This is a genomic window from Burkholderia sp. AU31652 (assembly GCF_002223155.1).
Taxonomy (GTDB): Bacteria; Pseudomonadota; Gammaproteobacteria; order Burkholderiales; family Burkholderiaceae; genus Burkholderia.
This window is the reverse complement of record NZ_NKFG01000002.1, coordinates 133,687-148,290: the sequence shown is the minus strand read 5'-3', so window position 1 is coordinate 148,290 and position 14,604 is coordinate 133,687. Positions and strand designations below refer to the sequence as shown.

Below are 14,604 nucleotides of genomic sequence, written 5' to 3'. Positions count from 1 at the left end.
ATCGCGTCAGTCTTGCGGTCAGTTGCGCAGTGCGCCGAACGGGTCGGCGCCGCCCTTTTGCGGCGTGGTGGGCGGCGTCGGCGTGCTGGTCGCCGCTGCTTCGGCCGCCGGTGCACTGCCGGTCTTCGCACGATGAACGACACGGCGCGTCTGGCGCGGCTTCACGACCTTCGTTTCCGGCGGGAACAGCGCCGATTCGCCCAGCGTGTCGCGCAGCTGCTTCGCGAGCGCCTGCGCATCCGACTTCGCGTCACCCGCGAGCGACGAATCCTGGCGCAGCTCGCCGAGCGACTGCGTCGCGATCCGCAGGCCGGCCACGGCCAGCACGCTCTTCGCCTGACGGTCGGTCGCGTCGCGCTGCAGCGCTTCCTGCGCGGCAACGATTGCCTGGCCGTAATGGTTCTGGGCGAACTGGATTTGCGCGATGCGCGACCACGGCTCTTCGCGCGTCGGATCCGACTTCGCGAGCTGCTGATACAGGCCGAGGGCCTTGTCCTGGTCCCCCGCCTTCGCAACTGCGTCCGCATCCGCCAGCGACTTGTTGAACACTTCGGCAGTCGGCGGCGCCGGAGGCTGGCTCGCACAACCGGCGATCACGCCGCAAGCCACTACTACCCCAGACAGTTTTGCGAAGAGACGGTCTTTCATCGTTATATCCACCGGCGCGTGAGTTTTAAATCGTTGAGAATCTGGTTCTTTTGCTTTGCAAGAAGCGCGCGGGTATAGTACCGATCAATTTTTCATAATTCAATCGTCGTGTGAAGAGTAATTCCTTTTAAAACCGGGCGCTACCCCCTCCAATGGCCTCTCGCAGCGGGCTCGCAGCGATTTTTCTTTGGGCCGGGACGGGCAAGTTTTACTGGTTTCGCGACGCGCCGCCCGGACGGTGGCAAAAATTTCCGGGCGCCTGCCTCGACGCGGGCGTGCTTAATAGTTGAACAGTGCAATGCCGGGGACACGCAGCGAACGCGGAAATACCCGGCAGATTTGACAGGGATAAAAGGCAGCCCGCCGGAAATACGATGAGATCGTTGATGATTCGCTACGCGCTGCCACTGGTTGCCTGCGCGCTTCTGGCCGGATGCGCGGCCGCTCCGCTGCTCGGCTCGGCCGCGAGCGCCGTGATGTCCGCGGCCGGCATCGGCAAGCCCGAGGTGCCCGACGCGCAGAAGCCGCCGCGCAACCTCGGCATCACGCTGGCCGCCGCGCCGAACCTGAATGCCGCAACCGACCACAAGCCGCTCGCGCTCGTCGTGCGGCTCTATACGCTGAAGGACCCGACGTCGTTCCAGCAGGCGCCGTTCGACGCATTCACGGATCCGACCAAGGAAAAGGCCGCATTGGGTGCGGATCTGCTGAACGTGCGTGAAATCACGCTGATTCCGGGCCAGCGCTATACGGCGACCGAGAAGGTTTCGCGCGAAGCGCAGGCATTCGGCATCGTCGCGCTGTTCCGCGATCCCGCCTTACAACGATGGAAACTGACGTTCGACCCGGTGAAGTCGGAGAAATCCGGCATAATCATCGGCCTGCATAATTGCGCGATGACGGTCACCGACGGCACTGTCATCGCACCGCAACAGGGTGCGCCTTCACAACCGCTGAATTTGCTTTCTTCGGTCTCCTGCGGTTAAACAATGACGCACGAATGTCAATTAACAAGAGTTAACAATTGGCGATTTAATTCGGGCACGAACAAATCGATTACATCGCAACGCGACATTAACCGGATTTGACATGAGTTATTCGGCCAAGGTGCTGTGGGGGGAAGGGCTGTTCCTCCGGCCTCAACACTTTCAGCGACAGGACGCGTACCACGAAGCGCGCCTGTTCGAATCGATCCAGGCGATCCAGCCGTACAACTGGGGCGTGCGCTCGGTGCGCATCGACCGCGATGCGCTCGGCAGCAACGTGCTGCGGGTGGCCGAGCTTGCGCTCGTGTTCCCGGACGGCGCGCTGTATGCCGCGCCGCAGGCCGACGACCTGCCGCCGCCGATCGCGCTGGACACGCTGCCTGACGGCATCAACGAATTCGTGTTCTATCTCGCGCTGCACCCGCTGCGCGAGAACGGCACCAACTACAGCGACGATCCGGCCGCCGGCTTCATGACGCGCTTCGTCAGCGAGCAGACGAGCGTCGGCGACAACTTCACCGACGCCGCCGAAGCCGACATCACGTTCCTGAAGACGCAGGTCAAGCTGATCGCGCACAGCGAACCGCGCGACCAGCTGCTGTCGGTGCCGCTCGTGCGCGTGCGCCGCACCGCGACGTCCGGTTTCGAGATCGACGACAGCTTCGTGCCGCCGTGCCTCGCGATCGACGCGTCGCCGATCCTCCACCAGCGGCTGCGCCAGCTCGTCGACGCGCTGCAGGCGAAGGTGAACGCGCTGTACGGCTTCCACCGCGAGCCGTCGAAGAACATCATCGAATTCCGCTCGGGCGACATCGCGTCGTTCTGGCTGCTGCACACCGCGAACGCCGCGTTCGCGACGCTCGCACACCTGCACCAGCATTCGGCGCTGCATCCGGAGCGGCTGTTCCAGGAACTGCTGCGCCTCGCAGGCCAGCTGATGACGTTCTCGAAGGGCTATACGCTGGCTGATTTGCCGGTGTACCGCCATGACGACCCGGGCCCGAGCTTCGCGCGTCTCGACCTGATGCTGCGCGAGCTGCTCGACACCGTGATCTCGACGCGCTACTTCGCGATCACGCTCGACGAGGTGCGCCCGTCGTTCCACCTCGGCCGCCTCGATTCCGGCAAGATCGACGACAAGACCGAGTTCTACCTGGCGGTGTCCGCGGACATGCCGAGCGTCGAGCTCGTCGATGCGGTGCCGGCCCGCTTCAAGGTCGGCGCGCCCGACGACGTCGACAAGCTCGTGCTGTCGGCCATGCCCGGCGTGCGGCTTTCGTACACGCCGCAGGTGCCGCCCGCGATTCCGGTGCGCCCCGGCGCATGCTACTTCGCGCTCGATTCGCGTAGCCCGCTGTACGAGCGCATGCTGCAGGCCCAGTCCGCCATGATCTACGCGCCGACTGGCATCAATGACCTGAAATTCGAACTGATCGCGGTCACATCATGAGCTACGCGCCTTCCCTGTTCGGCGACAACGCGCCGGCCCCGCTGCATACGCCGGCGTCGACCGACGCCTCGTTCCAGGCCCGTTCGCTGCTCGACCTGCTGTACGACGGGTTCTTCATGCTGTTCCTGCTCAAGAACGGGCGGGAGCCGGAGAGCGCGGGCGAGTTCAGCACGCGCATCCAGGAATTCCTGTCGGACTTCGAGCGCGGCGCGAAGAAGCTGAATATCGCGGCTGAAGACGTGTACGGCGCGAAGTTCGCGTTCTGCGCGGCGATCGACGAGATGGTGCTGTCGTCGCAGTTCAAGATCCGCACGGAGTGGGAGCGCCGACCGCTGCAGCTCGTGCTCTTCGGCGAGCAGCTCGCGGGCGAGAAGTTCTTCCAGTATCTGGAGGAATGTCGCGCGCAGGGTGCGGCGCGGCTGCAGTCGCTCGAGGTGTTTCATATGTGCCTGCTGCTCGGGTTCCAGGGGAAGTATCTGCTCGAGGGGCCGGAGAAGCTGGCTTACCTCACCGCGCGGCTGGGCGATGAGATCGCGCATATGAAGGGTAAGCGGGCCGCGTTTGCGCCGCATTGGCCGCTGCCGGATCAGATCGCGCATCGACTCAAGCGTGAAGTGCCGGTTTGGGCGATTGGGGCGGTTTTTGCGCTGGTCGCGCTGCTCGGGTATCTCGGGCTCAACACGTATCTCAAGGACAAGACGCTGCAGGCGCTGGCGCCTTATTCGCAGGTGATCAAGGTCGGACCGGAGTCGGCGAATTTGACGATCTCGTTGCCTTGAGGCTCCGCTTCGTTCGGACGTTGACGCTGCATGAAAAAGGACCGCTTGGCGGTCCTTTTTTACTGTGACGCGCGGCGTGCGCCGTCAAAGCAGGATGAATTCTTCGTTGTCGACGTAGAACACGAACGCGTCGAACAGCTGCGTGGCGGTCGGTTCGTCGACCTGGTCATGCGCGTTGATCACGATGTCTTCGATCGTCGCGCTGTTCAGCGTGACGTGCCAGCCGGGGCGCGGTGCGATAGCAGGTGGCGTGTCGGTCTCGGGGTCGTCGGCATCTTCGGTGAATGCGCCCTCTGTATCGAGCGTCCACGGCGTCGGCGGCAAGCAGAGCCATCCGGAGAAATCGCCGGGATGTTCGAGAATGTGTTGCAACGACACTTCGGTCGTGATGGTGGTCGACATGGGTATTGCGGTGGTAACGGGACTGGAGTCAATGCGCAGGAGCGGCGATATAGCAGGTGCACGAAAGGACCTGCGTCGCGGCACTCGTGTCAGCAAGCCGTGATTATGCCAATTCTCGGTCCGTGAGACTGGCCGGCGCCTGATGGCCGCCCGTCGCCCCCAAGGCAAGTCAGTCGAAACGCGGCCGACCTGAAGCGGCCGCGAACATGACGGTCGGTCCCAGGAGTGTATGCTTCGAGCCAAATACCGCATGATGGGCTGCTGAGACAAGGGAATGCCGAGCTGCCGACGAATATCTCTCAAACTTGACCGACGAGACTTACGACACGGATCGCAAGGGCAGCGAGCAAGGCCGAGCGGGACGATCCATCCTGTTGGGTTGTCGGCATATTGATAGACGTTGATCCCACCAGCGAGCCCGATCGGGTCGTTCGATACGAACCGTCCGCTACTCGAATCATAGTACCGGTGCCAGTTATAGCCCCGCTTCCACACCATGCTGTTGCCCCTGAAACCGTGCGGGTTACGCGGCGAGGCCTCGCATCCATGAGCCCAACGGAGGGCTCTGATGCTTGAATTGTCAAAACGCTCCCATAGGCAAACTCTGCGATGCTCCCGTTGCCGTACTTTTCCTACGAGCCGATGTACTTGTACTTCAAACTCAGCCCGTCGCTAGGCCCGCTCAGTTCGACGTGCAAAATCGGCTCCTCAGCCTTGCCGTCCACCCAAAGCACGCATTCCACGCCCCACGACTGACCGTCGTCCATCTCAAAGAGATCAATATATGGCCTCGATCCGCTCTTGCCGGAGAACGCAACTTCGATCGGCGCGAGGCTGATACTCGGTTTTGTTCCGAAGTAATCGTCGAGGGACTCGCATATCTCGTCGAGAATCGGTTCGGTCACTCCGAACTTGGACTCTAGTGTCCTTTTGTCCATCGAGTTGAGTGCGTCAAGGAATTCAGAAATCACCTTGTACGCTCGATCATTCAATGATGGGTTCATCTCAGCCTCATTCGTTTCGATGGAGTTGTCGTGCCAGACCCGGCGCTCGCGCCGATGCTGGAGAAATAGCCGCGTGCGCGTAAGACGGCGCATTTGGCCGCCTTGGAGCTGAGCCCGGCAGCCCTCAGCGAATTGAAGGCTACTACGGTTTCGCTTCCTAAGGTACCGGCAAGAGACGCGTTGTCTTGAGTCCGGTTCGCGCGGTAGTGAGGAGTTCCGCGAGTTGTACCGTCAGCATTTCGGCCCTGTAGACTAATTGCCGGCGCATCGTTGTAGTTGTAGTTTGGCAGGCCGTTCACGGCAGCATCTTGATAAATGTGATGGGAATCTTGTTGGCCGCCGATCTTTCTCAGATCGCCGTGCCTTCCGGTCACGACGCCTTCATCGGCGAGAGTCTTCTCGCAGTCGTCGGTGCAGGGGCATTTAGTGAGCCCACGCGGATCAATCCAAAGCGTCGGGTTAGGCGCGTATTGATAGACGTTGAGCCCGCCGGCTAGCCCGATCGGGTCCTTGCTCACGAAGCGCTCTGTGCCCGGATCGTAGTACCGGTGCCGGTTATAGTGGAGCCCGGTCTCCTCGTCCGCCTGCTGCCCCTGAAACCGCAGCGGGTTCTTCGCTAGGATCCCCGCCGCCGTCGACGCCCGCGCGCTCACCTCCCGTGCTTCACCCCAAGCTCGGTACGATGCTTCCCACACCACGTCGCCATCGTCGTCGGTAAGAAGTTGCGGCGTGCCAATCTGATCGCAGTGGTAATAGAACATCGCCGCGTCGCCCCGCCGCTCCGGTACCTTCTGCAGCGGATCGTCTTCCGGCGCGTAGCGGTCTGTGCTCTTCCATTCCGGCGTCTCGATGCCCGATACCGGTTCTGCGACGTATTGCGCCAACGGCACAAATGTTCTCGGCTCGTACAGATAGTGCGTGCCGCGCTCGCCGTCACTCTCGTACGCCAGCGTGTCACCATCCCACCCGAACACCGTCCGCTCGCCGTTCACTTCCTTAGCGATCCGTCGACCGAACGCGTCATAGAAATACCGCGCCTGACTCTGTCGCGACGTCTCCGCAACCCGCGCGGACAGCAAGCGATTGAATTCATCCCACTCGTATTCCTGCTCGCCCGCAGGCGTGCGCTTGCGCACCAGATTCCCGCGCGCGTCGTACTCGAAGTGCATACCCGCATACGCTTTCAGCAGGTTCCCGAGCACCTTCGGCATCTCGACCGGCAACGTGCTTTCCGGCCGTACCGGACTCGGACGTGATGCAGGCGTCTCCGAAGTCCGCACCGGATCGATGATGTTGCTCGCCGGATCGAACGCAAACCGTTCCTTCGCGATGGGACTGATCGCCTCGATCAACCGTCCGACCGGATCGTATCGATAGTCGGTCCCGCCCTTGCGGCTGTCCTCGATTCGCGACAACTGCCCCACCGCGTCATAGCGATAGCGCCGCTCGGCAAGCGGCGCAGGCGACGTCGATCGCTGAATCGTCTGCTGCAACACGCGTCCCGCCGGATCGTAGTGTGTGCGCTGGCCGACCTTGCTCGACAGCACGCGCATCGTCTCTCGATGCAAGTCATCGCGCTCGAACTGCACGCACTCCTCGCCATCGAGCAGCATCCCGTGCACATGCCCGGACCCGTACATCAGCCAGTCGACAACATGCCCGTCCGGTCGAACGGTACGCCGCCGATTGCCGAGTTCGTCGTACTCGTGATGCCACACGTAACTGCGCCGTTCGCCGAACAGGTCGTACGCGTGATGTTCGCGCACGAGATTGCCAACCGGATCGAAGAAGAATTGCATACGGCTGTACCGGTTCACCGCATCGATCAACTTGCCGCTCCGATCGTAGGCAAACCGCTCTTCGCTTTCCCCTGCGACGCGCTTCAGCAGACGGCCATTTGCATCGACGTCGATCGATGCGACGCAGCCCGCTTCATCGATCGAAACAAGACCGCCGCTGTCCGGATCGTATTGATAACGCGTCGACTTGCCGTCGAAGCCGATTTCCTCGATCAGCCGTCCTGCCGGATCGTAGTGAAACTGACACGTCGCAAAGTTGGCATCGGTCAACGCGGTCAGGCGCCCGAGGCGGTCATAGCGATATGCAACCGTCTGCCCGAGCGCATCGGCACGGCTGGCAATGCGGCCGACCGAATCGTAGCCATATCGCGTCGAACGATTGAGCTGATCCGTGTTACGGAGCAAGCGGCCTTCAGCATCGTATTGGACCTGTTCGACGCCAGCCGGCGAGCGAACTTCGGTCGGTTGCCCGTTCGGGCCGTACCGATAGGCAACCACACCACCGGCCGCGTCCTTTGTCTCGATCACGCGCCCGATTTCGTCATAGCGCCACTCCGTCTTCTTTCCGGAGCAGTCCGTATAGCTTGTGACCTGCCCCGCATCGTTGTACTCGAGCGTCTTCGAGCCGCCCTTCGCATCGATGATTTGCGTCGGCAAGCCCTTGTCGTTGTATTCGTACTTCGTCGAGTATTCGAGCGGATCGATTTCCTCGACGAGGTTGCCCGCATCGTCGTACTTGCGTTGCCACACGTAGCCATTCGGATCAACGAGCCGGATCATCTGATCCTTGTCGTCATACGCCATCTCGACAACGCTGCCGTCCGCCCGCTCGTGCTGAATCAGATTGCCGCGCGGGTCGTATTCGCGCCGCTCGATGCTGCCATCCTGTCGGATATGCAGCACCAGATTGTGATGGGCATCGCGCCGGAACCACTCCTGGTTGCCATCCGGATAGACGATCCGATACACGTAACCATGGATGTTGAAGTAGTACCGCGTCATCTGACCGAGTGCATCGGTCACGTAGGTCAGACGGATGTTCGGATTCCATGCGAGCCGGAGATCGAGACTGCCGTCGTCGGCGTATTCGCGAATACATTTTGCGTCTGCGTTGTCTTCGGCATCCGCACCATCCCATTCGAGCGTCATCCCGCGGCCCGTGCGATCGGTATAGCGCGTCACCAGGTGGCGGCGATAATGATACGTCCGTGCGTTGCCATGACGATCGGTCGCACGCACGAGATCCCCATCCGCATCGTATTCGTAGCTCGCCAGCGTGCGACGCGCGCCGTCCTTGAGCACGTGCTCGATCTGCACGATTCGACCATGCCTGTCATGCTCGAACGCGAGCACATTGCCGCTCGCATCGATCAGGCGAGCAAGGCGATCAAGCGCATCGTAGTCGAGCGTGATCGTGTTCCCGGCGCGATCCTTCTGCATCGCGAGTCGGAACGCTTCGCCGCGGCGCTCGTACACATGCAGCGCGTCATGGCCGTATGCGATCGTCACCCACGTGTCATCGAGCCGCGACAGCGTCAGGTTCTCGGACAGGTCATCGTGCACCGCGCCGGCCGCAAGTGCCGGATACTCGATGCTGCGCCCTTCCGCATCGCGATAGATCCACTGACCATTCTTGATGTCGATTCGCGTCGTATAGGGCGTGATCCATCGCGCACCCAACTCGCCATTGTCATAAGCCGACAGCCGGGAACGATAAGTACGCTCCCAAACGAGCGGCATGGCGCCGGGCAGGTCGAAATCCACGTGGGAGAATGTCTCGTCACCGAACGCGAAATCGATGGATGCCGGTGAGGCTCCGAGCCCGCATGCCTTGCACGTGCTCTTCCCCGGCCCCTCCGCCGGCGCCTGACCGTTGGTCTTCTCAAGCCCTTCCTGCCCCCGTGTTTTCTTCGCCTGACTGCGTCCGCCCACCTTGACGTCAGCACTCTGCTCGTGAAGCTTCGCGCGTGCCTTGACGCGCCCGACAGCCTCGATCAGTTGCAAAACCAGCCACATCATCTTGCCTTCTTCGCTGCCGGCGAGCGAACGGATCGACGTCGCGATCTTCGGCGCTTCGGTCCGAAGGAAGGTCACCGTGCCGCGAAACGGCTCGAGCCAGGCATCCGGCGCGAGTTTCGCCATCGTGCCCGCAGTCTTGTTCGCGACCTTCTTGCCGAGCGCCTTCGTGCCCTCGTACGCGAACTGGATGCCGTCACCCACCCGACTGGGGCTGTACCAGGGTCGGTTGTCCGCCATCTTCTTCGCGAGCTGATGCTGGCGTTTCAGATTGGCGTTGGCATCGAAGAGCTGTCCGTGCAGCGCCTTGTCCATGCCGGTCGCCAGCGCAAGCATCAGCTCTTCGCACTTCGATGCGCATCCGTTGAGCAGTTCAACGAGGCCGGTCTTCAGCTTGTTGAGAAAATCCTCGATCTCAGTCGCGCAAGTCGCGTTGATGTGCGTAACCAGCACGGAGATGATCGCCGCGCCGAGATTGTTGCGCGTCATCAGCAATTCGTGGCGAACGAGTGCGAGCAGCGGGCGCGCCGACATCCGGAATGGTGCGAGCGTCGGCGGAATCGGAATGATGCCGAGCAGGTTGATCGCGAGGCTCATGTAATCGAGCACCTGACCGCCGCGCTTCTCGACGATTTCGGCGATATCGCCGAGCGCGTCAACCATTGCCATGATGTTGCCGACAATCGGCACCGCACCGGCAAATGTCTTCACGTCCTCGAATGTGATGTGGTTGCCGCTAATCTTGCGCAACCACGCGTCAAAGCGGTTGCCGACTGCCGCGACGTCCTTGGCCGAAACATCGCTGAGCCAGGTAACGGCCTGTTCCTTCTCGGCGCCAGGTGGAAGCTGTTGTGCCATGTCGTTCTTCGTTCAAGTCACGATCTGGTTGTTCTTGGCGGTCATGCACCGCCCTCTCAGGATTTCAGCGGTCCGCCAAACCCGCTCGTCGGGAGCTTCATGCCGGTGGCGCCGGCAGCGGACGTCACCGTCGTGGCGCCCTTGCCGGCGATCCCGGCAACACCCGGCAGCGCACCCTGCAGTGCTCCGGATGCCGCGTTCGCAGCAGGCGCGGCCAGTGCCGCGAGCCCGCCCTGACGCGCAGCCTGCACCATCCCGGCCACCTGCTTCGCGGCGCTGCCCAGGCTCGAAGCCGTCTGCAAGGCAGACACCACACCTGCCCCGCCCAGCGCACCTGCCGCAGCCGGCAACGCGGAACTCGCCAGTCCGCCCAACGCCGCACCGGCACCACCGCCGCTCACGAGCCCCATCGCAGCGGTCGCCGCGGCAGGCGCCATCCCTTGCAACTGGCTGGCTAGCTGCCCCGTCGCCGCAGCCTGTGCGGCCTCCGGCGACGGCTCGATCGGCTCCGCCGGCCACTTCGCCTGCTTGAAGTAGTTCGCCGGCTGATCCGACTCGCGCGGATCCTTCCCGAACTCGACGCGCACCGCGCCCGGCGGCAGCCCGCTCACGACCGTATACCCGCCGTTGTCGAGCGCGCCCTTCTTGAGCACGGCGCCGTTCACGTCTTTCACCGTGAACAACCCACCCTTGACCGCCTCGCCGTTCACATACTTGTGGAACAACTCCAGTTGCCCCGGCTGATCCGGCCGCGGGCTCGGCAGCGGATACCCCATGCTCGCCGGCCCCGCGAACGTATGCGACGCACCCTTCACATCCACCGCGCCCGGCGTATGAATCTCGATGTTCCCGCCTTGAATGCGGATATACCCGCCACCGCTCGTCAGCAGAATCCCCTGATCGGCCGCGATCTCGATCCGGTCCGTCGCCGACACCACCTTCACCGCCTTCTGCGCGGTCACCTCGATGTTGTCCGACTGCGCCTGGATCTCCACCTTGCCCTTGCCCGCGAACAGCTTCATCCCCGCGTTCTGCACGAACAGGCTCAGCTTCTGCCCGATGCTCCCGATCAGCGACTTGCCGGCCGCGACGTGCACGCTCTGCCCGCTCGCCACGTTCACGTGATCGTTCGCGACCACATGCACCGACTGCTGCGTCGACATCCCGATCCCCGACGGGCTGCCGAACAGCATCACCGGCTCCTTGAATGCGTTCGCGTTACCCGTGCCGCCGCCTGCCGTACGCCCGCCCGACGCGCTACCCGATGCGCTGTCCTGCGTCGCATCCGTGAACGCGCGCATCGTGTCCTGCGCGTCCTTCAGGCTTTCCGCCTGATGCTGCTCGCTCACGCCCGACATCGCCTCGACGAGGCTCTCGCCCGTCACGAGCTGCTGCTGCGCTTCCTTCACGTCGAGCGGCTGGCTGTTCGCTGCCTTCGGGTGCGTCGTCACGTACAGGCCCTGGCTCGCCCGCACCGCGCCATACGCATCCGAGCGCAGGTCGAAGCCGCTGCCGAGATACGATCCGCGCGAATTGCCGCTCTGGTCGATGATGTAGCCCAGGTGCAGCAGGCTGTTCGCGCTGCTGCTCATCAGCTGCACGCGGTTCTGCCCGGTCGCGTCGTCCATCACGAGCTGGTTGTAGCCGCCGCCCGAATACTCCTTCGACCGATACCCGGACAGGATCCCGTCGGTATGCCATTGCGGCTGGTTCGCGCCGTTGTACACGCGCCCGACCGCGAGCGGCCGGTCGCAGTCGCCGCCGACGTAGTCGATCAGCACTTCCTCGCCGATGCGCGGCACATGCACGCCGCCGTAGCCGCCGCCCGTATCCGACTGCACGACGCGCACCCAGCACGACGCGTTCTCGTTGCCCGGATTCAAGCGGTCCCACACGAACTGCACGCGAATCCGGTTCAACTCGTCGGTATAGACTTCCTCGCCCTGCGGCCCGACGACGATCGCCGTCTCGAGATGCATGTCCGGCTTGTGATGTTCGAACGGGCTGCGATACGGCACGCTCACGCGCTGCGCTTCGACTTCGACGAGATAGAAACCGGCCGATCCGTCGTCGTGCTGCACGCGAAACGCGGGATCGGTACCGTAGTTGTCCTGTGCCTGCGTCAACGCTTCGCGCAGGCTGTACGGAAAGTCCGCGCTGTCGCTCGCGACGGGCAGATTGTTCTCGATCCACCACGCCACCTCGATCGCGGCGAATTCGCGTTGATCGGCGGGATCACGATCGTGCTCGGGATGATCGGCCAGCGTGAAACGCCGGCCGGCATCGATCGCGCGCACCCCGCCCGCGGCATGGAAGCGCTTCGCCCGTGACTCCCACTCTTCCATCTTGACCTTCGTCAGATGGTCGCCGCGCGTCTGGTCGAGATACGTGTAAGCGCCCGTGTACTCGTAGACTTCGAGTTGATCCGGCAACTCGCCCTGGCCACCCATCGTCGGCAACGACGTGCCTTTCGGGTTCGACGGCTGCGAAGGATTCTTGTAGTCGAACGTGCGCGTCGTACGCGTGACGCTCTGCAGCGTGCGCGTGCCCGACCATTGCGTGAACGCGTCGGGTTCGCTGGCAGCGTCGCCGCGATAAAAGCGCACGGTTTCCGGCGACAGCGGCGCGAACGCCTGCAGGTTGTCGGTGATCACGAGCGTGTGCGACTTGCCGTCGTCGGCCTGTTGCCATGCGCAGTAGAGCCCCTCGTTCTCCATCAGCCGATGCACGAAATGCCAGTCGGTGTCGTGCTGGCGCGTGTACGACCGGTTCGGCAGCGGCTTCGACAGCGCGAAGCGGAAATGCCCCTGCGCCTGCGGATGCTGGTTCAGCACGTCGCTGATGATCTGGTCGACGGTCGTGTCGTTCCAGAGCCGCTGATCGCGACGAAACTTCAGGAAGTGGGTGAAATCGGCGAACGCGAGCTGATAGGTCGTGAGCCCGCCGTCGGCACCGAGCCGGCGCGCGGTATGCACGTACCCGTTGATCGGCCGGTAACCGAGATCGCCCTGCTGGATCCACAACGTGACCGGCTGTGCGATCAGCTTTTTAAGTTCCACATCGCTGTCGGTCGACAGCACGTCGAGCGTGAACTCGTATGCGCGCCCGATACGTGAGCGACCGACTGCCCGCTGAACGGTCAGGACGTTGGCCCCCAATGGCGTATCGAGCTTCAGCAACCGGTCCTGCTGAAGCAATCCGCCGCGCAACGCGGCGATTGTGTTCTGCATGTTCATGAACGGCCTTTTTCTTTTGACACGCCCTCGGATGGCGCGAGCATTCGATTTTGCTCGCGCGATTTTACAGACAAAACCTCGCACGCCCTCAAATCTGACCTGCTTTAAACGAGCAGAATCCGCTCAGCCCGCATGCACGCTGGCGGACGGTAATCACGCCCGCCGTCCCGCACATCGATGAAATCGATTGCAATCAGGGCCAATTCGACTTCCGGCGCGGCCCGGTTGCGAGTAGTGTCTACGTGCCCGTCTTGCGGCCCGCCGCGCCCACCCGGCGCCGGCGCTCACCCCACACCACGCTGACCACTGGAGATCTGCGATGAAACGTTCGAAGTTCCTGCTGTCGGGCCTGCTGCTCGCGTCGGCCCTCGGCTTCACGGCCGTTGCCGCGCACGCGGACGACCTGCTCGATTCAGTGAAGAAAGCCGGCGTGCTGCGCGTCGGCCTCGAAGGCACGTATCCGCCGTTCAACTCGCGCGGCACGTCGGGGCAACTTGAAGGTTTCGACGTCGACGTCGCGAACGCGGTCGCCGGCAAGCTCGGCGTGAAGACGCAGTTCGTCCCGACCGAATGGAGCGGCATCATCGCGGGCCTGCAGGCCGGCAAGTTCGACGTGATCGTCAACCAGGTCACGATCACGCCGCAGCGCAAGGAAGCGCTCGACTTCAGCCAGCCGTACACGTACTCGGCCGCCCAGCTGATCCAGCGCAAGGACGACTCGCGCAACTTCAAGTCGCTCGACGACTTCAAGGGCAAGAAGCTCGGCGTGACGCTCGGCACCAACTATGACCAGATGGCGCGCACCGTGCCGGGCATCGAGGTGCAGACGTATCCCGGCGCGCCGGAGAAACTGCGCGACCTCGCCGCGGGCCGGATCGAGGCGACGCTCGACGACCGCCTGATGCTGCCGTACATGATCAAGACGTCGAACCTGCCGCTGCGCGCGGGCGCGGTGCTGAACGGCGGCAAGCAGGAAATGGCGATCCCGTTCCGCAAGGGCAATCCGAAGTTCGAGAAAGCGATCAACGACGCGCTCGATTCGCTGCACAAGGACGGCACGCTGAAGAAGATCTCGATGCACTGGTTCGGCAGCGACGTGACCGTGCCGGTCGCGCAGTAAGCGGCCCGGCGCTTCAACGCGTCACGTCCTTCGTCTCGACGAAGGCGTGACGCTTCCCCTCAAGCCGCTTCGTCGAAGCGCGCCAGCAGCATCTGGCCGATCGGGGTCAGCGCCGGGCGCGCGGCCACGGCATTCATGCGTACCTGCGTATCGTCGACCAGCCGCTTCTCGACCAGCACGGCGAAGGCCGGATTCGACGGATCGACACTGTCCGGCGCACGCGCGACGCGCAACAGCATCGAGAATTCATGCGGACTCAGCATGGTCCCTGTCTCCTGATCGTCCGCGGTCCGGTTCGAACCGTCG

At 63.1% G+C, this 14,604-nt stretch carries 10 protein-coding genes and 1 pseudogene; 4 read left to right on the top strand and 7 right to left on the bottom strand.

Translation table 11 applies throughout. The annotated features are described in order from the left end of the window. Positions 1 to 18: 18 nt before the first annotated feature. Positions 19 to 648: a tetratricopeptide repeat protein gene (locus CFB40_RS02155; RefSeq protein WP_089430526.1), complete on the bottom strand. Its 630-nt coding sequence runs from the start codon at positions 646 to 648 to the stop codon at positions 19 to 21. A 374-nt stretch (positions 649 to 1,022) separates the two neighbouring features. On the opposite strand from CFB40_RS02155, the gene tssJ reads away from it, so the two are divergent. From tssJ to icmH, 3 genes are all read left to right on the top strand, one after another. Next, positions 1,023 to 1,634 (top strand): type VI secretion system lipoprotein TssJ, encoded by a 612-nt coding sequence (tssJ, locus tag CFB40_RS02150; protein ID WP_089424355.1) that lies wholly within the window; start codon positions 1,023 to 1,025, stop codon positions 1,632 to 1,634. A gap of 103 nt (positions 1,635 to 1,737) precedes the next feature. Then, positions 1,738 to 3,084, top strand: coding sequence for a type VI secretion system baseplate subunit TssK (gene tssK / locus CFB40_RS02145; RefSeq protein WP_039352024.1), 1,347 nt, complete (start codon positions 1,738 to 1,740; stop codon positions 3,082 to 3,084). After that, the gene (icmH, locus tag CFB40_RS02140) at positions 3,081 to 3,863 is read left to right on the top strand and encodes a type IVB secretion system protein IcmH/DotU (RefSeq protein WP_089424354.1); all 783 of its coding nucleotides are present in this window, start codon (positions 3,081 to 3,083) and stop codon (positions 3,861 to 3,863) included. The genes tssK and icmH overlap by 4 nt, the downstream gene beginning before the upstream one ends. 84 nt (positions 3,864 to 3,947) lie before the next feature. Here the strand turns inward: icmH and CFB40_RS02135 are convergent, their stop codons facing one another. The 5 genes and pseudogenes from CFB40_RS02135 to tssI all read right to left on the bottom strand — a co-directional run bounded on the left by CFB40_RS02135 (position 3,948) and on the right by tssI (position 13,178). After that, the gene (locus CFB40_RS02135; RefSeq protein ID WP_089430564.1) at positions 3,948 to 4,265 is read right to left on the bottom strand and encodes a DUF7716 domain-containing protein; all 318 of its coding nucleotides are present in this window, start codon (positions 4,263 to 4,265) and stop codon (positions 3,948 to 3,950) included. 408 nt (positions 4,266 to 4,673) lie between these two features. Further along, positions 4,674 to 4,763, bottom strand: a pseudogene (locus CFB40_RS39460) (hypothetical protein); the annotation flags it as partial. 134 nt (positions 4,764 to 4,897) lie between these two features. After that, a complete protein-coding gene (locus tag CFB40_RS02125) occupies positions 4,898 to 5,269 on the bottom strand; it encodes a hypothetical protein (protein ID WP_089430525.1) in 372 nt (123 codons plus the stop codon). Continuing rightward, positions 5,266 to 9,942, bottom strand: coding sequence for an RHS repeat-associated core domain-containing protein (locus tag CFB40_RS02120; RefSeq protein WP_218829594.1), 4,677 nt, complete (start codon positions 9,940 to 9,942; stop codon positions 5,266 to 5,268). The genes CFB40_RS02125 and CFB40_RS02120 overlap by 4 nt, the downstream gene beginning before the upstream one ends. A gap of 56 nt (positions 9,943 to 9,998) precedes the next feature. Then, positions 9,999 to 13,178 carry a type VI secretion system Vgr family protein gene (tssI, locus tag CFB40_RS02115; RefSeq protein WP_089430524.1) on the bottom strand — a complete coding sequence of 1,060 codons (3,180 nt, stop codon included), beginning with the start codon at positions 13,176 to 13,178 and terminating at the stop codon, positions 9,999 to 10,001. Positions 13,179 to 13,497: 319 nt separating this feature from the next. Between tssI and CFB40_RS02110 the strand changes: the two genes are divergently transcribed. Then, positions 13,498 to 14,298, top strand: a complete 801-nt coding sequence (locus CFB40_RS02110) for a transporter substrate-binding domain-containing protein (protein WP_089424350.1) — start codon at positions 13,498 to 13,500, stop codon at positions 14,296 to 14,298. A gap of 59 nt (positions 14,299 to 14,357) precedes the next feature. Here CFB40_RS02110 and CFB40_RS02105 read toward each other — a convergent pair whose 3' ends face one another. After that, on the bottom strand, positions 14,358 to 14,561 hold the full coding sequence (locus CFB40_RS02105) for a hypothetical protein (protein ID WP_011350748.1): 204 nt from the start codon (positions 14,559 to 14,561) through the stop codon (positions 14,358 to 14,360). Between the last annotated feature and the right edge of the window lie 43 nt (positions 14,562 to 14,604).

Bases quoted from the DNA above. Each gene is read 5' to 3' on its own strand.
- CFB40_RS02155 (WP_089430526.1), bottom strand. From the start codon at position 648: ATGAAAGACCGTCTCTTCGCAAAACTGTCTGGGGTAGTAGTGGCTTGC.
- tssJ (WP_089424355.1), top strand. From the start codon at position 1,023: ATGAGATCGTTGATGATTCGCTACGCGCTGCCACTGGTTGCCTGCGCG.
- tssK (WP_039352024.1), top strand. From the start codon at position 1,738: ATGAGTTATTCGGCCAAGGTGCTGTGGGGGGAAGGGCTGTTCCTCCGG.
- icmH (WP_089424354.1), top strand. From the start codon at position 3,081: ATGAGCTACGCGCCTTCCCTGTTCGGCGACAACGCGCCGGCCCCGCTG.
- CFB40_RS02135 (WP_089430564.1), bottom strand. From the start codon at position 4,265: ATGTCGACCACCATCACGACCGAAGTGTCGTTGCAACACATTCTCGAA.
- CFB40_RS02125 (WP_089430525.1), bottom strand. From the start codon at position 5,269: ATGAACCCATCATTGAATGATCGAGCGTACAAGGTGATTTCTGAATTC.
- CFB40_RS02120 (WP_218829594.1), bottom strand. From the start codon at position 9,942: ATGGCACAACAGCTTCCACCTGGCGCCGAGAAGGAACAGGCCGTTACC.
- tssI (WP_089430524.1), bottom strand. From the start codon at position 13,178: ATGAACATGCAGAACACAATCGCCGCGTTGCGCGGCGGATTGCTTCAG.
- CFB40_RS02110 (WP_089424350.1), top strand. From the start codon at position 13,498: ATGAAACGTTCGAAGTTCCTGCTGTCGGGCCTGCTGCTCGCGTCGGCC.
- CFB40_RS02105 (WP_011350748.1), bottom strand. From the start codon at position 14,561: ATGCTGAGTCCGCATGAATTCTCGATGCTGTTGCGCGTCGCGCGTGCG.